Source organism: Streptomyces sp. NPDC048142 (assembly GCF_043202835.1).
GTDB lineage: Bacteria > Actinomycetota > Actinomycetes > Streptomycetales > Streptomycetaceae > Streptomyces.
The window spans coordinates 225064-246092 of the sequence record NZ_JBIDBC010000004.1 but is presented as its reverse complement, the minus strand read 5'-3'; the positions used below and the strand labels follow the sequence as shown (position 1 = coordinate 246092).

11 protein-coding genes and 1 pseudogene are annotated in these 21029 nt (G+C 71.4%); 7 read left to right on the top strand and 5 right to left on the bottom strand.

From position 1 onward, the window contains the following. Positions 1-57 precede the first annotated feature (57 nt). Positions 58-513 carry a RidA family protein gene (locus ACGF2Y_RS08015; RefSeq protein WP_392944069.1) on the bottom strand — a complete coding sequence of 152 codons (456 nt, stop codon included), beginning with the start codon at positions 511-513 and terminating at the stop codon, positions 58-60. 599 nt (positions 514-1112) lie between these two features. On the opposite strand from ACGF2Y_RS08015, the gene ACGF2Y_RS08010 reads away from it, so the two are divergent. Next, positions 1113-1547 carry a VOC family protein gene (locus ACGF2Y_RS08010; protein WP_392944067.1) on the top strand — a complete coding sequence of 145 codons (435 nt, stop codon included), beginning with the start codon at positions 1113-1115 and terminating at the stop codon, positions 1545-1547. A 76-nt stretch (positions 1548-1623) separates the two neighbouring features. Here the strand turns inward: ACGF2Y_RS08010 and ACGF2Y_RS08005 are convergent. Both ACGF2Y_RS08005 and ACGF2Y_RS08000 read right to left on the bottom strand, forming a co-directional pair. Further along, positions 1624-1734, bottom strand: a pseudogene (locus tag ACGF2Y_RS08005) (alpha/beta hydrolase); the annotation flags it as partial. A gap of 135 nt (positions 1735-1869) precedes the next feature. Beyond that, entirely contained in the window at positions 1870-2352 is a 483-nt protein-coding gene (locus ACGF2Y_RS08000) for a hypothetical protein (RefSeq protein ID WP_392944065.1), read from the bottom strand. A 274-nt stretch (positions 2353-2626) separates the two neighbouring features. Between ACGF2Y_RS08000 and ACGF2Y_RS07995 the strand changes: the two genes are divergently transcribed. Continuing rightward, a complete protein-coding gene (locus ACGF2Y_RS07995) occupies positions 2627-3163 on the top strand; it encodes a GNAT family N-acetyltransferase (RefSeq protein WP_392944063.1) in 537 nt (178 codons plus the stop codon). Positions 3164-3479: 316 nt separating this feature from the next. After that, positions 3480-6194, top strand: coding sequence for an aconitate hydratase AcnA (gene acnA / locus ACGF2Y_RS07990; protein ID WP_392944061.1), 2715 nt, complete (start codon positions 3480-3482; stop codon positions 6192-6194). Positions 6195-6665: 471 nt separating this feature from the next. Here acnA and ACGF2Y_RS07985 read toward each other — a convergent pair whose 3' ends face one another. Beyond that, the gene (locus tag ACGF2Y_RS07985) at positions 6666-6887 is read right to left on the bottom strand and encodes a LuxR C-terminal-related transcriptional regulator (protein ID WP_392944059.1); all 222 of its coding nucleotides are present in this window, start codon (positions 6885-6887) and stop codon (positions 6666-6668) included. 295 nt (positions 6888-7182) lie between these two features. On the opposite strand from ACGF2Y_RS07985, the gene ACGF2Y_RS07980 reads away from it, so the two are divergent. Genes ACGF2Y_RS07980 through ACGF2Y_RS07970 form a run of 3 tightly spaced genes read left to right on the top strand, consistent with a single transcriptional unit; the run spans position 7183 to position 19240 of the window. Next, the gene (locus tag ACGF2Y_RS07980; protein WP_392944057.1) at positions 7183-8466 is read left to right on the top strand and encodes an MFS transporter; all 1284 of its coding nucleotides are present in this window, start codon (positions 7183-7185) and stop codon (positions 8464-8466) included. After that, positions 8463-11831 (top strand): type I polyketide synthase, encoded by a 3369-nt coding sequence (locus tag ACGF2Y_RS07975; RefSeq protein WP_392944055.1) that lies wholly within the window; start codon positions 8463-8465, stop codon positions 11829-11831. Before ACGF2Y_RS07980 ends, ACGF2Y_RS07975 begins: the two co-directional genes overlap by 4 nt. Further along, entirely contained in the window at positions 11828-19240 is a 7413-nt protein-coding gene (locus ACGF2Y_RS07970; RefSeq protein WP_392944053.1) for a MupA/Atu3671 family FMN-dependent luciferase-like monooxygenase, read from the top strand. The genes ACGF2Y_RS07975 and ACGF2Y_RS07970 overlap by 4 nt, the downstream gene beginning before the upstream one ends. Before the next feature lie 391 nt (positions 19241-19631). Here ACGF2Y_RS07970 and ACGF2Y_RS07965 read toward each other — a convergent pair whose 3' ends face one another. Next, a complete protein-coding gene (locus ACGF2Y_RS07965) occupies positions 19632-20225 on the bottom strand; it encodes a hypothetical protein (protein WP_392944051.1) in 594 nt (197 codons plus the stop codon). Between the two features lie 116 nt (positions 20226-20341). On the opposite strand from ACGF2Y_RS07965, the gene ACGF2Y_RS07960 reads away from it, so the two are divergent. After that, positions 20342-20974, top strand: coding sequence for a histidine phosphatase family protein (locus ACGF2Y_RS07960; protein WP_392944049.1), 633 nt, complete (start codon positions 20342-20344; stop codon positions 20972-20974). Positions 20975-21029: the final 55 nt, after the last annotated feature.

The window sequence follows — 21029 nt, the reverse complement described above, 5'->3', positions numbered from 1 at the left end:
CCCGCGCGGGAGTGAAGGGCGCGGTCTGCGCGTCCGTACGGGCCCGGGGCCGCGCCGTCATGACGCCGTCGGAGGGCAAGCCGGGCCGGCGGGCGACGGGTCGTCGAGGACGGCGGCCACGGCTTCGATCTCGACGAGCTGGTCCGTGTAGCCGAGCACGGTGACGCCCATCAGGGTGCTGGGCGCGTCGTGGTCGCCGAAGGAGTTCCGGACCACTTCCCAGGCGGTCACGAGATCCTCCTGCCGGGCCGAAGCCACGAGGACCCGCGTGCTGATGACGTCCTCGGCCGAAGCGCCCGCGTCGGCGAGTGCGGTCCGCAGGTTCTCCACGGCCTTCGCCGCCTGGCCGGCGTAGTCCCGGACGGCCACGGTGTCGCCGTGCTCGTCGAGCGGGCACGAACCGGCGAGGAAGATCAGCCGTGCCTCGGCGGGCGCCGTGGCCGCGTAGGCGTACTCGGCCACGTCGGAGAGGGTACGGGAGCGGATCAGCGAAACGGCGCTGGTGCGGGTCACGGTGGGTGCGTCTCCTGGGGGTTGGGGCGCGTGCTGGGGGCGCTGGTCGTGGTGGGTCCGCCGGGTGGGCCGTGTGGGATGTGCCGCGGTGGGCCGGTCCTGGGATGCCGCTATCTTTTCAGCGCGCTTCGTGTTCCGCTCTCCCTTTTTCCGGCCGGTCCGCGAGAGCTGCCCGGCCCCGCCCGGCCACCGCCCCGTTCCGCACCCCCTTCCGCCCGCGCCCGGTGAGGACGGGAGCAGGACTTGCGAGGGGCCGCACGGCGCGGGGGCCGCCCGGCGCGGGGGCCGCCCGGCGCGGGAGGGGCGCCGTGAGCGGGAAGCCGAGCATCGCCCGGACCGTCCGAACCAGGGCGACCAGGAGAAGTTCCCCGACGTCGCCCGCCCGCCCGACGTCGCCCGCCCGGTGCGGCAGCGGCCCGCCCCTCCGTGCCGCCGCCCTCGCCCGCGTCCTCCGCCCTCCCGGTGCGCCCTGCGGACAGAGCCCTCCGGCGTCGGGTGGCGGACCTCCGGTGCCGCCCTTCCCGGCTTCGGCGGCTCGGACCGCGCGGCGGGGCAAAAATCCGGAGACCTGGTGAACGGGCAGCCCCTAGGGTGGTCCGATGCCATCGATCAAGCAGGTTCAAATCACCTTCGACTGCGCGTCGCCCACGCGCGTCGCGCACTTCTGGTGCGAGGTATTGGGGTACGTCGTACCGCCGCCGCCGGAGGGGTTCGTCACATGGGGTGATTACGACCTTTCGTTGCCGCCCGAGAAGCGGGATGAGTGGGCCGCCTGCCAGGACCCCTCGGGTGGTGGCCCGCGGATGTACTTCCAGCGCGTTCCCGAGAACAAGGTCGTCAAGAACCGTGTGCACGTCGACGTGCGGGTCGGCACCGGGCTCGTGGGGGAGGAGCGCCTCGCCGCACTGGAGGCCGAGTGCGCGCGACTGCTGGCGCTCGGCGCGGCGCGCGGACAACTGCTGCTCGCCGATGAGGAGAACGAGTCCTGCCTGGTGATGCAGGACATCGAGGGCAACGAGTTCTGTCTCTCCTGAGCCGGATTCCGTCCCGACCGAGCGGGACAGGGTATGTGCCGGAGCGGTCCGGGCGGACGTCCTCGGTCGACGGCGGAAGCTGCGGGGCGAAGCGGCGGACGGCACCGGTGAAGGGGGCCGGGGCGTCGAAGTTCGCGAGATGCCCTGCCCGCGGGATCAGCTCGACGCGGGCGTGCGGATGCGCGCGGCACGCGAGCGGGCTCGTATCCGGCCTTCTCCGGTTCGACACGGGCGGGCGGATGCGCGTGGGCGAAGCCGGTCCAGTTCGGCAAGGAGCCGCAGACCGCATCCTGTCCGCCGTCTCCCGCCGAGTTGATACTGATCAGCGGGTGGGGAACGGAGCCAGAGCACGGTCCCACTGGTCAGCCGCGCGAAGCAGAGCAGCGATGTCCACCTGGGCCTCGACGAAGTACTGGTAGATGTCCGCTCCGTTTTCACCCTGCTGCCATGGGGGTGCCGCCTCCATGGACAAGTGCACACGAATCACCGCACCGTCCTCGCTTCGATCGACGAGGCTGAAGGCGAGGACCGGCTCGACGAACCACGTGTCCGGGGACAACGAGCCGTCGGCGTCAGGTCCGGTCGCCGCAACCGTCCCCGCCGCCACCGCGCGCAGCCAAGCGGACACCTGGCGGGCTTCATCGATCAGCAGGCAAGGATCAGTGAAGGACCAGATGCCCGCCGGAGTCGTCACCGAGCCACAGATGACCAGCCAGTTGTCATCGTATGGGTCGCCGCAGGCCGCGGAGAACTGGTACCGGAGCGGGCGAAGCTCGACACCGCTTGCCTGATCACCCAAGAGCATTGCCAAAGAGTGTCACGGTGTCACGGACCTTCTCGACGCCGCACCGGCCCTCACGGCGCGTCAGCTCAGCCCCATGGGCGAGCTGGGCGAGTCGGGCCGTTCGGCGACGAAGTCGGCCGGCAGGTGGTGTGCCGGTCTGTGGCGAATGTGGCGAATGCGGCGAATGACAGGGCCTCTCTGTGGCGACTGTGGTGAACCACAGGGCATCGAACGGATCTGCGGTCCGGGACTTCTCTTCCGGGCCGTTCCACGGGCCTGCGATAGGTTGCCCGCCATGCCTGAACTCGGATCCGTCACCTGGCCACCGGCACCGATCAAGACCGAGCGGCTCGTGCTCCGCGCGCCCGAGGCCCGAGACCGTGCGGCGTTCATCGAGCTGCTGGCCTCTGCGGAGGTGGGCGCCTTCCTCGGTGGACCTCAGCCGCGTGACGCGCTTGAGCGCGCGATGCCCGGGGCGCCCAGCCGGCGTTCCGGCCTTTTCGTGGTCGATCTCGACGGAGCGATGATCGGCCAGGTCGCGCTCACCAGGGAAACGGGGCACCTTCGTCAGGCCGCCGGGAGGGCCGAGCTCGGTTACCTGTTCCTGCCGCAGGCGTGGGGGTACGGATACGCCGCCGAGGCGTGTGAAGCGGCACTCGACTGGTTCGCCGGCGCGCTTCCCGGCGAACCGGTGGTACTCGCCACCCAGACCGCCAACGTCCGTTCCATGCGCCTCGCGGCGAAGCTGGGGTTCGCCGAGGTGCAACGGTTCGAGGAGTGGGGTGCCGAGCAGTGGATGGGCCTGTGGTCTCCGGACACGCCGTCCGGTTGAGCCTTGGACCCTCAGCCTTGGACCTCAGCCTCAAACCTCAGTGAGGCGAAACCGCCGGTGATCAACTCTCGGTGACCTCGATCAGGCTTCGATGACACAGCGCAGGGGACACCTGGGCATGACCGAGCGGCGGCTATGTACTAGAGTTATCTCGACATCGAGATATCTGCCGAGGCGCACCGCAGCCGCCGCCGGTAAGGGTTACCTAACTAACCCTTACCTTAGCGGATGGTCGGGGCCGTAGACGGCAAAACGCGGCGCCGACTGCCAATGAGGCGCGGCGCGGGATACGCGCACATTGAAGAAGGAGACTGTCGTGTCGGCGAACAGCTTCGACGCCCGCAGCACGCTGCGCGTGGGCGACGAGTCGTACGAGATCTTCAAGCTGGACAAGGTAGAGGGCTCCGCGCGCCTCCCGTACAGCCTGAAGGTCCTGCTGGAGAACCTGCTCCGCACCGAGGACGGCGCGAACATCACCGCCGACCACATCCGGGCCATCGGCGGCTGGGACTCCCAGGCGCAGCCCAGCCAGGAGATCCAGTTCACGCCGGCCCGCGTGATCATGCAGGACTTCACCGGCGTGCCGTGCGTCGTGGACCTCGCCACCATGCGTGAGGCCGTCAAGGAGCTCGGCGGGGACCCGGCGAAGATCAACCCGCTGGCCCCGGCCGAGCTGGTCATCGACCACTCCGTCATCGCCGACAAGTTCGGCACCAAGGAAGCCTTCGGCCAGAACGTCGAGCTGGAGTACGGCCGCAACAAGGAGCGCTACCAGTTCCTGCGCTGGGGCCAGACCGCCTTCGACGAGTTCAAGGTCGTCCCCCCGGGCACCGGCATCGTCCACCAGGTGAACATCGAGCACCTGGCCCGTACGGTCATGGTCCGGGGCGGCCAGGCGTACCCCGACACGCTCGTCGGCACCGACTCGCACACCACCATGGTCAACGGCCTCGGCGTGCTGGGCTGGGGCGTCGGCGGCATCGAGGCCGAGGCCGCGATGCTCGGGCAGCCGGTCTCCATGCTCATTCCGCGCGTCGTCGGCTTCAAGCTGACCGGCGAGCTGAAGCCCGGCACCACCGCCACCGACCTCGTGCTGACCATCACCGAGATGCTCCGCAAGCACGGCGTCGTCGGCAAGTTCGTCGAGTTCTACGGTGAGGGCGTCGCCGCCACCTCGCTCGCCAACCGCGCCACCATCGGCAACATGTCGCCGGAGTTCGGCTCCACCGCCGCGATCTTCCCGATCGACGACGAGACGCTGAAGTACCTCCGTCTGACCGGCCGCGACGCCCAGCAGGTCGCGCTCGTCGAGGCGTACGCCAAGGAGCAGGGCCTCTGGCTCGACCCGGCCGCCGAGCCGGACTTCTCCGAGAAGCTGGAGCTCGACCTCTCCACGGTCGTCCCCTCCATCGCCGGCCCGAAGCGCCCGCAGGACCGCATCGTCCTCGCGAACGCCAAGGAGCAGTTCGCCCAGGACGTGCGCAACTACGTCGTGGACGACATGGAGGCGAGCAAGGAGTCCTTCCCGGCCTCCGACTCCCCGGCCGTGTCCCCCAACGGCGTCCCGTCGAACCCGGTCACCGTGACGGCCCCCGACGGCACGACGTACGAGCTCGACCACGGCGCCGTCACCGTCGCCGCGATCACCTCGTGCACCAACACCTCCAACCCGTACGTCATGGTCGCCGCCGCGCTCGTCGCGAAGAAGGCCGTGGAGAAGGGCCTGACCCGCAAGCCGTGGGTCAAGACCACCCTCGCCCCGGGCTCGAAGGTCGTCACCGACTACTTCGACAAGGCGGGCCTGACCCCGTACCTCGACAAGGTCGGCTTCAACCTCGTCGGCTACGGCTGCACCACCTGCATCGGCAACTCCGGCCCGCTGCCGGACGAGGTCTCCAAGGCGGTCAACGAGCACGACCTGGCCGTGACCTCGGTGCTCTCCGGCAACCGCAACTTCGAGGGCCGGATCAACCCCGACGTCAAGATGAACTACCTGGCGTCCCCGCCGCTGGTCGTCGCGTACGCCATCGCCGGTTCGATGAAGGTCGACATCACCAAGGACGCCCTCGGCGTCGACCAGGACGGCAAGCCCGTCTTCCTCCAGGACATCTGGCCCTCCGAGGCCGAGGTGAACGACGTCGTCGCCAACTCCATCGGCGAGGACATGTTCAACAAGTCCTACCAGGACGTCTTCGCGGGCGACGCCCAGTGGCAGGCGCTGTCGATCCCGACCGGCAACACCTTCGAGTGGGACTCCGAGTCCACCTACGTGCGCAAGCCCCCGTACTTCGAGGGCATGACGATGGAGACGACCCCGGTCGAGGACATCACCGGCGCCCGCGTCCTGGCCAAGCTGGGCGACTCGGTCACCACCGACCACATCTCCCCGGCCGGCGCCATCAAGGGCGACACCCCGGCCGGCAAGTACCTCACGGAGCACGGCATCGAGCGCCGTGACTTCAACTCCTACGGCTCGCGCCGTGGTAACCACGAGGTCATGATCCGCGGCACGTTCGCCAACATCCGCCTGCGCAACCAGATCGCGCCGGGCACCGAGGGCGGCTTCACCCGCGACTTCACCCAGGCCGACGCCCCGGTGTCGTTCATCTACGACGCCTCGCAGAACTACCAGGCGGCCGGCACCCCGCTCGTCATCCTGTCGGGCAAGGAGTACGGCTCCGGCTCGTCCCGCGACTGGGCGGCCAAGGGCACCGCGCTGCTGGGCGTCAAGGCCGTCATCGCCGAGTCGTACGAGCGCATCCACCGCTCGAACCTCATCGGCATGGGCGTCCTGCCGCTCCAGTACCCGGAGGGCCAGAACGCCGAGACCCTCGGTCTCACCGGCGAGGAGACCTTCTCCTTCACCGGCGTCACCGAGCTGAACAACGGCACGACCCCGCGCACGGTCAAGGTCACCACCGACACCGGCGTGGAGTTCGACGGCGTCGTCCGCATCGACACCCCCGGCGAGGCGGACTACTACCGCAACGGCGGCATCCTGCAGTACGTGCTCCGCCAGCTTGTCGGCTGATGAGCTGACGTGAACGAGCGCCCTGCCCCTGCATCTCGCGCGCGGGGGCAGGGCGCTCGCGCGCGACGGGGCGGGGCACTCGCGCTCGACGGTGCGGAAGGCGCCGCGCGGAGCTGCGCATCCTACGACGACGAAGAACCCCGCACCTGGTACCAGGTGCGGGGTTCTTCTGTCCTTGCGAACAGCCCCGACATCACCCCATCAAGTTCAGTAGTGTCTCCGTGGAACGAATTGGGGTGGGTGCCTCTACGGCGCCTTCCTCGCCCGGGCGGGCCTGCGCCTGACGGCACCGCGCACGGCGGGCCGCCTGCCGGGGATCCTGGCGGCGGTCGGCAGGGGCTGCGCGCGCCCTCTCGCGAACGGCGGGCGCGTCCCTGGACGGCCCGGCCTACGGCCGTTCGGTGCCTTTCCGGGGCCGTCCGGGGCTCCGGTGGCTCCCGTCGACCGCGACAGCGCCCACGCGGGCGCGGATCAGACACCGTCCTGGGTGACACTGAGACGCACCAGATCGGCCAGGGTCGGCGCGGTGCGCTTGGCCCGGATGCGGCGGGTGTACGTGTCCACGGTGTGTACGCTGATCCCCAGGCGCCTGGCGATCTGGTGATGGGTCAGGCCGGCGCCTATGTGGGCCAGCACCTGGCGCTCACGGGGCGACAGACTCGGTGGCCCGCTCTGGACTCTGTGGCCGGACATCTCTTCTCTCCATGAGACTGGGGCGGCGGAGCCGACAGGTGTGGGTGGCCCACGGTTTCCGCCCCTCTGCGCGTGCGCGCTTCCTGTACGTCATATGCGACAGGATCTTGCCACAGCATTACCGGACGCGAGCAGGCAAACGCCCCGCACTCTCAACATCCCCATGCCGCAAGGTTGACCAGAGGTCAAGTCACCAATTTGCGGGGCTCCAGGCCAACTTCGAACCGAGCGAGTGTAGGGGCTGTCGCCGTCGTCCGCGGAGGCGTCCGAAGGCCCGGATGGAGGGGGAACACGCGTGGGGCACTTCCGTCTGCTCGTCGTCGGCAACGCGATCTCGGCGTACGGCAGCTTCCTGAACATGGTGGCGTTGAACGTCTTCATCTATCACGTGACGGGCAGCGCGCTGACCACTGGCCTTTTCATGGCGGTACGCCTGGGAACCAACGTCGTCTCGGGCTTCGTCAGCGGCCGCCTCGTCTCGCTGCACGACCGCAAGCGCCTGATGGTGGGCGCCGACCTCACCCAGGCCACGGCGCTGCTGGTGCTGCTGCTCGCCCCCGACGGCGGGCGGGTCGCGCTGCTCTTCGCCCTGGCAGTGGTCAGCGGATTCTGCTCGACGCTGTCCCAGGTGGCGCTGCGCAGCAGCGTCCCGGAGATCGTCGGGGCCGATCACCGCGCCCGGGCCAACGGCCTGCTGGTGACCGGCCGTTCGCTCGCCATGATCGCGGGGTTCGCTTCTTCGGGCGTGGTCGTGGCCCAGTTCGGCTACTCCACGGCGTTCGCGCTCGACGCCGCCACCTTCGTGGTCTCCGCGTCGATCCTCTTCCTGCTGCCTGTCCGTACCCGGGCCGCCGAGGACGAGCGGGACGGGACCGGCGCGGCCGAGAAGTCCGGCGGCGGCCGGTGGGTGTCCCGGACACTGCTGCGGACGGCTCCGCTACTCGCGGTGATGATCGTGATCCGAGCGATCGACGGGCTGGGCTCCTCCTCCCACAACGTGGCTCTGCCCATCTACTCCGGCGGCTTGGACCCGGACCATCCGGCGACGTTCATCAGCCAGTTCTGGGCGACCTGGGCCATCGGCAACATTGCCGCCCAGCAACTGTTCGGCCGCGTCATGGGCAGGCGCGGACGCGGCCCAGGGGAGCGGGCGTTCGCGCTCGGCTCGATCGTGATGTCGGCGGCCTTCATCGTGGTCTTCACCGGCCTGCCCACGGTCCTCGCCGTGCTCGTCGCCCTGATCGCCGGGATGGCCGACGGGTTCACGGAGATCGTGTACGTCACCCGGCTGCAGGCCGCCCCCGACGAACAGCGCGGCCGCCTCTTCGGGCTGTCGGCCTCCGCCGAGAACGCCGGCTTCGGCCTGGGGATGATCGTCAGCGCGGCCCTGCTGGAGTACCTCGCACCCTTGCCCGTCGTGGCCGTCTTCCACGGTCTCGCGATCGCCCTGTGCACCGGCCTGCTCGCCACCCTCCTCGTGCGGCGCGACACCCCCTCGGCGGGGCGGAAGGACACAGGGGCGGGCGAGGGGCCCGAGCCGGACCGAGGCATCTCCCCAGCGGAAGGAAGCCGTTCATGAACCTCCCTGCCCTCCCCTCTTCCCCCGCCCTCCCCGCCGACACCAGGATTGCCGTCATCGGCCTGGACTTCCGCTACCCGGGGGCGGACACGCCCGAGGAGTTCTGGCGGATCATCCACGACGGCACGGACAACGTCACCCGCTTCACCGACTCGGAACTCGCCGCCGCGGGCGTCCCCGCGCACCGGTACCGGGCACCGGAGTTCGTCGCGGCCGGCGGTCTGCTGGAGGACATCGCCGGATTCGACGCGCGGCACTTCGGGATGAGCGCCCGCGAGGCGCAGCTCACCGACCCGCAGCACAGGATGTTCCTGGAGTGCGCCCAGCACGCGCTGGAGAACGCCGGATACCCCGGGGAGCGCGACGGCTCGCGCGTGGGCGTCTACGCCACCACCGGATACCACCTGTACTCCATGGAGAACTACCTGCTGAACAACGTCCTGCGGGGTGAGGTCGCCGACGACTGGCTGTCCAGGATGCAGGTCATGATCGGCAACTACACCGACTTCACCGCGACACGGGTGTCCTTCCGACTCGGGCTCACCGGACCGGCCGTCAACGTGCAGACCGGCTGTTCCAGCTCCCTGGTGGCCGTACAGCAGGCCGCGCAGGCGCTGCTCCTCGATGACTGCGACATCGCCCTCGCCGGCGCCACCGCCGTGCACGTGCCCCAGGTGCTGGGCTACGACTACGTCAAGGGCTCGATCCTCTCCAGGACCGGGCGGGTGCGGGCGTTCGACGCGGACGCCGACGGCACCGTGGGCGGCACGGGCGTCGCGGCCGTCGTACTCAAGAAGCTGGACCGGGCCGTCGCCGACGGGGACACGGTGCACGGCGTCATCCGGGGCTGGGGCGTCACCAACGACGGCGCGGACAAGAAGGCGTACGCCGCCCCCAGCGCGACAGGCCAGCGGGCGGCCATCCGCCGGGCTCTGGAGCGGTCGGGCGTCGGCGCGGAGACCATCGGCTACCTCGAAACCCACGGGACGGGCACCCTCAAGGGAGACCCGATCGAGTTCGACGGCGCCGTGGCCGCCTTCCGCGAGGACACCGACCGGGCCGGCTACTGCGCGCTCGGTTCGACAAAGGCCAACATCGGCCATCTCGACGTGGGCTCGGGCCTGGCGGGGCTGATCAAGACACTGCTCGTCCTCAAGCACGGTGTCATCCCGCCGATGGCGAACTTCAGCCGCCCCAACCCGCTTCTCGCGCTGGCCGGCAGCCCCTTCTACATCCCCAAGTCACCCCGCCCGTGGCCGCGTGGCGACACTCCTCGCCGCGCGGGAGTCACCTCGCTGGGGGTGGGCGGCACCAATGTGCACCTGATTCTCGAGGAGGCGCCCGAGCCCGCGCCGCGCAGCGGCCGGGCCGCCGCGCCGGGGTTGCTGGTGCTGTCCGGCAGCGACGAGGAGGCGCTGACCGCCCATGCCCGCGCCTTCCGCGACCACCTGCGGCAGCGCCCCGGAACGTACCTCGCGGACCTCGTCACCACCGCCGCGCTCGGTCGCGCCCACGGACGGCACCGGCTGGCGGCCCGGGGCGCGACTCCCGACGCCCTCGCCGACGCCCTCGACACCTGGCTGGCGGCTCGCGCCCCCGCTCCGGGCCCGGCGGCGGTGACGACGGGGACGGTGCCCCGTGACCCCACGGCGGGCTTCGCGTTCATGTTCACCGGGCAGGCGGCCCCGTACCCCGGCATGGCCCGGCCACTGTACGAACGCTTCCCCACCGTGCGCGAGGTGCTCGACACCTGTGAGCGCCAGTATCGCGACCTGTACGGCGGCTCGCTGCTCGATGGGCTCCTCGGTGCCGGTGCCGGTGCCGGTGCCGCATCGCGGTCCGAGGCCGTATGGCCCACCGACACCGCGCAGCCCGCCCTGTTCGCGTTGCAGTGCGCGCTCGTCCGGCTGTGGCGCGACGTCGGCGTCGTCCCGGATGCCGTCGCCGGGCACAGCGTGGGCGAGTACGCGGCCCTGTGCGCCGCCGGAGCCCTGTCGTACGAGGACGGACTGCGGCTGACCGCCGAGCGTGGCCGGCTGATGCAACGGCACTGCGCCCCGGGCGGGATGGTCGCGGTGCCGGTCGACCGGCCGACCGCTCAGGCGCTGGCCGCCGGGATGCCGGGGCTGGAACTCGCCGTCACCAACGGCGAACGGAGCCAGGTGCTGGCGGGGCCCGTCGCAGCCGTGGAGAAGCTGTGTGCGCTGCTGGCGGAGCGTGGCCAGCACGGCGAACGGCTGGCCGTGACCCGCGCCTTCCACACCGCCCTGATGGACCCGGTGGTGGAGCCCTTCCGGACCGTCCTGGAGAAGGTGGCGTTCCGCCCGGTCACGGTCCCCTTCGTCAGCGGGCTGGACGGGGCGACCCACCCGCCGGGCTGGACGCCGGACGCCGCCTACCTCGTACGGCAGACGCGCGAACCGGTGCGCTTCGACCGGGCGCTGCACGGGCTCGGCGAGCGGGAGCCCGCCGCACTCGTCGAGATCGGCCCGCACACCACGCTCTGCGGCCTGGCGCGCCGCGTTCTGCCCGGGGCCCGTCCGGTGCCGTCGCTGCGGCGCGGGGCCGGTATCGCGGCGCTGTGGTCGGCGGTGGGCGACCTGTACTGCGCCGGGGCGGACATCCGCTGGCAGGCGCTCGTGGAGGGCAGCGGGGGACGCAGGATCCCCCTGCCCGGCTACCGATTCCAGCACAAGGACCACTGGACAGGGCCGGCGCCGTCGACCGTCCGGTCCGCAGCACCAGAGAGAGAGGAAGCCGTTGTGGCACAGCACGAGGCAGCAGTCGAGCACGTCGTCCGGAACATCGTCGAGCTGACCGCCAGGTATCTCAGTTGTGACCCGGAGGCGATCACCGGCGAGACGTCGTTCTTCGACCTCGGCGCGGACTCACTTCAGATGATCAGCGTGCTGCGCCAGTTGGAGCAGGAGCACCATGTCAAGGTGGGAATGAGGGAGCTGTTCGAGGAGACGGGCACCCCACAGCAGCTCGCGGAGCTCATCGTCAGCCGGATGACCGGACCGCCGCCGCCGGCCCCCGCGGCGGCGATGACGACCGAGGACGCTCCGGAACAGCTTCGGCCGGCGGCCCCGGCCCCGGCCCCGGCGCCGTTCGCGTCCGCGACCGCCGCACCCGCGACCGCCGCACCCCAGGCTGTCGTTCCAGGACCGGGGGGCGCGGTCGTACCCGGGCCCGTGGCCTCCGCCGCACCGGAGTACGCCACGCGCGGCGAACTGGAGGACCTGGCCCATAAGCTGCACCAGATATCGCAGGTACAGATACAGATGATGTCCCAGTTGTCGCAGTTGTTGTCCCGCCAGACCACCGCCCTGACGGCCGGGTCGAACGGCACGGTGTCCCGTTGAGTGCCCTCGACGCCGCCTCGGCGGCCCTCGATCAGGACCTGGCGGCCATGGCTGAACTCTCCCGGCGCATCACGCGGCAGCTAGGGGCCCCGGAGCCCCGGAGGCCGGAACCCCTGAAGCCGGCCGAGCCGCGCGTGCACGGCCCCCGAGTGAGCGTCACACGCTCCTCCGGCATGGTCCAGGGCGCCTCTCCCCGGTCGCAGCAGGACCATCTCGACGACCTCGTCCGCCGGTACACGGCCAGGACCCCGACGTCGAAGGAGATCGCCCAGCGCTACCGACGGGTGCTGGCCGACAGCCGCGCCGTCGTCGGCTTCCGCGGCGGCACGAAGGAAATGCTGTACCCGATCGCCGGGCGGCGGGCGAGCGGCTCCTCGCTGGAGGACGTCGACGGCAACCGCTATGTCGACATCACCATGGGCTTCGGCGTGCTCCTCTTCGGTCACGAACCGGCGTTCGTGACCGAGGCGGTCCGCGAACACCTCTCCCGCGGCATCCAGCTCGGCCCGCGCAACGTCGAAACCGGCGAGGCGGCCGAGCTGCTGGCCCAACTGACCGGCATGGAGCGGGTGGCCTTCGCCAACTCGGGGACCGAGGCCAACTCCGGTGCGATCCGCCTCGCCCGCGCCGCCACCGGCCGCACCAGGATGGTCGTCTTCAACGGCGCCTACCACGGCCATGCCGACGGCGTCCTCGGCCGCTCCTCGGGGACCGGAAGCGATCGGGTCACCGTGCCCGTCTCCAGCGGCATCCCGCACAGCGCCGTCGCGGACCTGCTGGTCCTGGACTACGGAAGCCAGGCGAGCCTGGACGCGATCGAGCGGCACGCGGCCGACATCGCCGTGGTCGTGATCGAGCCCGTACAGAGCCGGCATCCCGCCCTCCAGCCGGTCGGTTTCGTCCGCGAGCTGCGCGAGCTGACCCGGCGCCACGGCATTGTGCTGATGTTCGACGAGATGCTGACCGGCTTCCGCCCCGCCCTGCGCGGTGCCCAGGAGCTCTACGGAGTCACCCCCGATCTCGCGACCTACGGCAAGCTCCTCGGCGGTGGCTTCCCGATCGGGGCCATCGCCGGCCGCGCCGACATCCTGGACGGCGTCGACGGCGGCTACTGGAGCTACGGCGACGACAGCTACCCGCCCGCCGACACCACGTTCTTCGGCGGTACATACATCCAGCACCCGGTGTCGATGGTGGCGGCGCGCGCCGTCCTGACCCACCTCAAGGATCACAGCCCCACCCTCCAGGAGCGGCTCAACGCCCGCACCGAAGAGATGGCGGCCGCGCTCAACACCTTCTTCGAGGCGGAGGAGTTCCCGCTGCGGATGAGCCACTTCGGCTCCCAGTTCCGCTTCGAGCACCGCGCCGACATGGAGCTCTTCTACCACCACCTCATGCTGCGCGGCGTGCATGTGTGGGAATGGCGCAACTTCTTCCTGTCCACCGCCCACACCGACGGCGACATCGAGTTCATCACGGACGCGGTGAAGGACTCACTGCGCGAGCTGCGCGGGGCCGGATTCTTCCTGGGCGGGCCGGCGCCGGCCCCGACACGGACCCCGGCACACACCTCGGCGCCGGTCCCGGGGCCGGCTCGGGCGGAGGTCCCTGCGGTGGCGGCGACGTCACCGACCGTGCCCGCCAGGGCCCGGAGCTCCGTCGCGACCCGCCCGGCCACGCCCCCACCGGCGGGCGGCACCCCTCGTACCCCCGACTTCAGTATCTACTTCTTCGGCGACTACCCGCAGGACGAAGCCCCCCGCCACGGCAAGTACGAACTCGTCCTGGACACGGCCCGCTTCGCCGACCGGCACGGCTTCCACGCACTCTGGATGCCCGAGCGGCACTTCCACTCCTTCGGCGGCCTCTTCCCCAACCCCGCCGTGCTCGCCGCCGCGCTCTCCCGCGAGACCGAGCGCATCCGGCTCAACGCGGGCTCCGTCGTCCTCCCCCTCCACGACTCGATCCGGGTCGCGGAGGAGTGGTCGATGGTGGACAACCTCTCCGGCGGACGGATCGGGCTCGGCGTCGCGAGCGGCTGGCACGCCCGTGATTTCGCCTTCTTCCCCGACCGGTTCGGCCGGCACCGGGAGTCGATGTACGAGCAGTTGGACGAGGTACGCCGGCTCTGGCGGGGCGAAGCCGTGCGGCGCACCACCGGGGACGGCGAGGACGGCATCAGGCTCTTCCCCCGGCCCGTCCAGGACATCCCGCCCCTGTACACGGCGGTGGTCGGCAACCCCGCCTCGTACGAGCTCGCGGCCCGCAACGGCCTGGGTGTGATCACCAATCTGATGACCCAGAGTGTCGAGCAGCTTCGTGACAACATCGCGCTGTACCGCCGTACGCGCGCCGAGCACGGCCTGGACCCGGACACCGGCCGGGTGGCCGTACTGCTGCACACCTACCTGACCGCCGACCACGCCACCGCGCGGGCCGAGGCGTACGAGCCGCTGTCGCGCTATATGCGGGCCTCTCTCTCGCTGTTCGGCGGCGTCACCAACAGCCTCGGCCACAAGACCGACCTGTCCGGGCTCAGCGAGGACGACCTGGATGCGGTGTTCCACCGCGCGTACGACCGCTACTGCGACCAGCGCGCGTTGATCGGATCGGCTGACAGTGTCTCCCGCGTCGTCGACGAGGTGACCTCGGCCGGCGCCGACGAGATCGTCTCGCTCGTCGACTTCGGGGTGGCGCCGGACGCGCTGCGCGCCGGTCTCACCCACCTCGACGCGCTGCGCCGCCGGTACGCGGAGTTCCCCCGTACCGCCGCCGCTCCCGCCACCGCCAGAACCGGAGCCGGAACCACCGCCGAAGCCACGACCGGAACCGAAGCCGGATTCAGCGACGTCGCCCCGCTCTCACCCGGCCAGACGCGCATCTGGGTCCTGGAGCGCCTGCTGCCGGGCCGTACCGCCTACAACGAGACCAAAGCCATCCGCCTCGACGGCCCCCTCGACATACCCGCCCTGCACGCCGCGCTGCGCGGCCTCGTGGCGCGGCACGAAGGGCTGCGCACCGTCTTCCGGCAGGTCGGCGACGAGCCGCGGCAGCTCGTGCGCGCCTCGGGTGAACCGGACTTCGCGGTGGTCGAAGGCACGGGGCCGCACGACGCGGTGCGCCAGGTCCTGGACGCCGAGAGCGCGCGCCTCTTCGACCTGGAGAACGGGCCGCTCTTCGTCACCCGGCTGGTCGAACTGGCCGAGAAGCGCCACGTGCTCGTCCTCTCCCTCCACCACATCGTGGTCGACGCGGCCTCGGCCGCCGTCCTGGCCCGAGACCTCTCCGCCCTGTACCGGGCGGAGACCGACGGTGTCCCCGCCGCCCTTCCCGTGATCGACCGGAGCTACGCCGACCACGCCCGCGAACAGCTCGCGGCTCTCGACAGCCCCGAGGCCGCCGACGACCTGGCCTTCTGGCTCAAGACCCTCGACGGCGAGCTGCCGGTCCTGGATCTGCCCTGTGACCGGCCACGGCCCGAGACGATGACGTCGAACGGCCGGGCGGTGTTCCACACCCTGGACGCCGGGCTGTCCGCGCGGCTGCGGGAAGTGAGCCGCGCCCACCGCTCCACCCTGTTCATGACGCTGCTCGCCGGGTACGCGGCCATGCTGCACCGGGTCACCGGGCAGGAGGACATCGTCATCGGCGTGCCGATGACGAACAGGCCGCGGGAGGCGGCCGATCTGCTCGGGTTCTTCGTCAACACCCTCGCGCCGCGCTTCGATCTCTCCGGCGACCCCACGTTCGCCGCCCTGCTCGGCCGGGTGCGTTCGGTCGCCCTGGACGCGTACGACCACGCGGATGTGGCGTTCGAGGAAGTGGTGCGCGCGCTCGCGCCCCGGCGGGTGACCGACCGTACGCCCGTCTTCCAGGTACTCGCCGAGTTCGAGGGCGACGAGCCGTTCCGCTTCGAGCTGCCCGGGGTGGCGGCCACGCCTCTGGACGCCGGGCCGGACAAGGCCCTGACGGACCTCGCGGTCTACTTCACGGACCAGCCCCAGGGCATCCGCTGCCATCTGGAGTACAACACCGACTTGTTCGACGCCGACACCGTCGAGCGGTTCTTCGGAACGTTCCGGGAACTCCTCGAAGCGGCCGCCGACGCCCCGGAGACCCCGCTGTCCCGCCTCATCGCTCCGGTGACGGTCGGCGACGCCGTACCGGAGGCGTGGCAGTGCGGACCGGCGCGGGCACTGGAGGACACCACTGTGCACGCGCTGGTCGCCCGCCAGGCCGCGACCGCACCTGACCGCACTGCGGTGATCGACGGTGGCACGGAGCTGACCTACCGCGAGCTGGAGGAGCGGGCCGAGCGGCTCGCCACCGTGATCCGCGAGCGGAGTGGGCCTGCCCGCACCGACGAGACGGTCGTCCTGTGGCTGCCGCGCTCGGCGGATCTTGTCGTGGCCATGCTCGCCGCGGTGAAGTCCGGCCGCGCTTATGTGCCACTGGACCCGTCCCTGGGCCGGGTCCGGGCCGAGGCGGTGATCGCCGAGTGCGGGACCCGGACCCTGCTGACCACTCGCTCCGGGGCCGCCGCCCTGACGCTGCCCCCGGGCCTGGCCGTCGTGACCCCCGACGATCGCCCACAGGGCACCGCCGTCCCCGGCATCCCGGACCCGACGTCGCTCTGCTACGTCATCCACACCTCCGGCAGTACCGGCGCCCCCAAGGGCGTCGCGGTGGCACACCGCAGCGTCGTCAACCTCTGCCAGTGGCACCGGCGCCGTTTCGGATTCACGGCCGCCGACCGCAGCGCACTCGTCTGCAGCCAGAGCTTCGACGCCGCGGTTCTGGAGATCTGGCCGGCCCTGACCGCCGGCGCCTCCCTCACCGTCGCCGACGACACCGTACGCAAGGACCCGCTGGCCCTGGCGCGCTGGTACGCGGCCGAGCGGGTCACCTTCTCCATCCTGCCGACGGCCCTGGGCGAGGCGGTGCTGGAACTTCCGGCGGACGACCAACCACCGCTGCGCCACCTGCTGATGGGCGGCGACGTGATGCGTGTCCGCCCGCGCCCGGGCATCCCCTACGAGGTGCTCAATGTGTACGGCCCCACCGAGGCCACCGTGCTGTGCACCGTCGAGACCGTCACCCCCGACGGGGCGGAGATCGCGATCGGCCGCCCCGTCGACAACGTCCGGCTGCGCGTGCTGGACCCGTCGGGCGAAGCCGTCCCGGTCGGCGCCGCGGGAGAGCTCCACATAGGCGGCGCGGGCGTGGCCCGTGGCTATCTGCACCGGCCCGGGACGAGCGAGGAGCGCTTCCCGCCGGACCCCGCCGGCGCCTCGGGGGACCGGACGTACCGGACGGGCGACCTCGTGCGGTGGACGCCGGAAGGGAGCCTGGAGTTCCGGGGACGGATCGACGACCAGGTGAAGGTCCGGGGGTACCGGGTCGAGCCGGAGGAGGTCTCCCACGCCCTCGGCGGTCTCGACGGCGTACGCGACGCGGTGGTGCTCGCCCGCCGGGACGGCCGGGGCGAGGCGTACCTGGCCGCGTTCGCCGTCCCCGCCGACCCGGTCGGGGAAACCGCCGCCGACCGGCAGGCCTTCGCCGACCTCATGACCGACGAACTGGCCGCGAAGCTGCCGGAATATCTCGTACCGCGGGCATGGGCGGTCCTGGCGCGACTCCCGATCGGCGTCAACGGCAAACTGGACCGCTCGGCCCTGCCCGACCCCGGGATCGTCACCGCCGCACCGGGCACCGCCGCACGGGGCACCGCCGCACCGGACACGGCCGCACCGGGCACCACCACCTCCGCTCCCCTGGCGGCCCCGGCCACGCGGGGCTCCGCCCCCGGGGCGGGCGGGGAGGGCACCGAGGGGCGGCTACGGGCCGTCTGGGCCGCCCAGCTCGGCACGAACGCCGACGCCATCGGATCCGACGCCTCATTCTTCGACCTCGGTGGACACTCGATCACCGCGATCCGGCTGATGAACCGGGTCCGCGCGGAATACGGCACCGAATACCCGATGGCGCGTTTCTACCAGGAGCCGACACTGCGGGCCATGACCGCCCATCTGGAGGGCACGGCCACCCACCGAGCTCCCGAGGATCCCGCTGATCCGGCCGACGCCGGAACCGTGGAGGACCGGGCTCCGGCCACGTCCCAGCAGGCCGGCTTCGCGGTCAGGCACCACCGGCACCCGCTGCCCCAGGTGTTCAACGTGGTCATGCGGCTGACCTTCTCCGGCTCCCTCGACGTAGCCGCGCTGCGCACCGCGCTGACCCGGCTCGTGGAGCGGCACGAGTCGCTGCGCACCCGCTACACGGGGGCCGGCGAGGAGTGGCAACAGGAAGTGCTGCGGGCCCGTCCGGTGGATCTGCCCGTCGACGACCTCACCGCGTGGACCCGTGAGGCACGCGAGACGGAGGTGGAGCGGATCAGCGCGGAGGCCACGGAGACGCCCTTCGACCTGTCCCAGGGGGTCGCTCCGGTGTTCCGTCTGATGCGCACCGAGGACACGACGTGGGTGCTGCTGACCGTCCTGCACCACTCCACGTGCGACGGGTGGGCGTTCAGCATCCTGCTGAAGGAGCTGGCCGCGCTCTACGGCGCGGCCGTCGAGGGCGTACCCGACACCCTGAGGACGGCACCGCCGCAGCCCACCGCGTACGCCCGGTGGCAGCGGGACCGTACCCGCGACACCGACGGCGGCCGCAGGACGGACAAGGCCCGCAGGGCGGAGTACTGGGTGCGCGAGCTCGGCGACGCCCCCTTCCACCTGGAACTGCCGCTGGACCGGCCGCGGCCGGGAGCGCTCAGCGGGAAGGGCGCCGTCCATGTGTTCACCGTGCCCGCCGACGTACGCGAGGACGTGGAGGCACTGGCCAGACGCCGTGGCACCACCCCGTACGCGGTCACCGCGGCGGCCCTGGGCCGACTCCTCGCCGATCTGTCCGGACAGGGGGACGTCCTCCTGGACGTGTCCTACGCCAACCGTGAGAGCGAGGAGTTCGAATCGCTCGTGGCCTGCACGGTCGTCCCGATGGCGCTGCGGGTCCGGGTCGGCGCGGCCGACTCCTTCGCGGCCCTGGTGGACCAGGTGGCACTCGCCTCGGCCCAGGCCATCGACCATATCGTCGCGCGCCGGGAACTCGTGGCGGCTTTCCGCGAGCGGCTCGGGGTGGAGATACCCGACCGGCTCCCGGTCGGCTTCGCCTACCAGAACTCCCTGGAGACGGACATCGAGCTGCCGGGCGTGACCGTGTCCGTCGAAGATCTCGCACCCGCCGCCTCCCGCCGAGAGCTCACCTTCGGGCTCATCCCCGCCGGGGACGTGCTGACGGGGTTCGTCGAGTACACGGCCGACCTGTGGGACGTCACGACGGTGGAGGGCTGGGTGCGCGACTACGCCGAGCTGCTGGCGAAGGAGGTCCGGCAGGCCCTGCGCGACTGAGTGGATGGTCACAGCAACGGCCGGCCGGGCGCTGTCAATGCCGAAGGCGACGTGTGCGCTCGTTCCGACCTGGAGGCTGCGCGAGCATGGCCCTATGCCGGTGTGGGTCCGCGTGTACGACGAAGACCGAGATCTGTGGCAGTACTTCGCCTCCCTGGAGGAGGTACCGCGGTTTCGGGAGCGGTCGGACATCGCCGCGATGGGCCGTTACCAGCAGCGATACGGTGCCCTCGCCGGAGCACCTCGCAGTACGTGCTCCGCAGCCTGATCCGCGAGTAAGCAGCCTGATCCGCAAGTAGGCGGCAGCCGGCACTGCGCGAGGGCCGCGTCCCGGGTCTCCCCGGGGCGCGGCCCTCGCGCCGTTTCCGCGACCGCGGCCCGAAGGACCGTCTCAGCCGGACGACCCCGACGGCATCCGTGTGAGGTCGACGAGCCGGCAGGTCGTGCCGGGCGGCACCTCGCCCAGGCCGTGGACCTCCTTCACGGCGCTCCTGCCGGGCCGGAGGTTGACCACTCCGGTCACGCCGTCCGTGACCCTGACGCCGTCCTTGTCGAGGAACTCGACCCCTATGTGGTAGGTCGCCGTCCCGGACGAGCCGTTGACGACCTTCACCTCGGCCGACTGCCATCCGATCTGCGGATCGCGCTCGCACGCCGTGATCGTGACGTCCTCCTCCACGTCCGGCTCCGTGGCGGTGGGCTCCGGCGCGGGCTCCGCCGGAGCCGCGTCGTAGGGAAGGTCCGACCGCTTCGGCGGCAGCGCGACGGAGTCCGAGACCGACTCCAGCAGCGAGTAGACCAGTGCCACCACCGCTCCGGCCACCACGAGGCCGCCGCCCACGGCGAGGGTCACGATCAGGCCCGTACGCTGCTTGCGCGGCGGCGCGGCGGGCGCGGCCCACGGTGAGGCCCACGGCGCCGGGTGTTCCGGCTTCCGCTCCGGCTGCGGCTGTTCGGGCGGCGGCGGTGGAAAGCTGCCGGACATGCGGTCCCCCCACGGGAAGTCGATCAGGTGACGGGCTTACGGTACGTGGCGCCACTCGCGCCACCGGCACCACCCGCACCACCCGCACCACCCGCACAGAAAGTGAACGGACCACCATGGGCGAGCTGATCCTCATCCGGCACGGCGAGACCGAGTGGTCCCGCTCCGGACAGCACACGAGCTACACCGATCTGCCCCTGACCCCCCTGGGCGAGCGGCAGGCACGTGCCCTCGTCCCGCTGCTGGCCGACCGGCACATCGAGCTCACGCTCGTCAGCCCGCTGATCCGGGCCCGCCGCACCGCCGAACTCGCCGGGCTCGCCGCACCCCGGGTCACCCCCGAGCTGCGGGAATGGGACTACGGCGGGTACGAGGGCGTCACCACCCGGGAGATCCGCCGCACCCGGCCCTTCTGGAACCTGTGGACCGACGGCGTCGACCCCGGCTCCCCGGAGCACCCGGGGGAGAGCCCCGCCCAGATCGGGCAACGGGCCGACCAGGTGCTCGCGGGCGTCCGGTCGGCCGCCGAGCAGCTCGGGGACGGGGACATCGCACTCGTCGCGCACTCGCACTTCCTGCGCGTCCTCACCGCCCGCTACCTCGGCCTGACCCCGGCCGAGGGGCGGCTCTTCCAGCTCGCCACCGGCGCCGTCTCCCGGCTCGGCACCGAACACGGCCGGCCGGTCGTCGTCGCACTGAACCTCGCGCTGCCCGAGAGCCTCCAGAACCTCTCGGCCCAGGGCGGCTGAAACGCCGACGGCCGGCGCCCCGCCACGGGACACCGGCCGCCCGCACTCACCACGT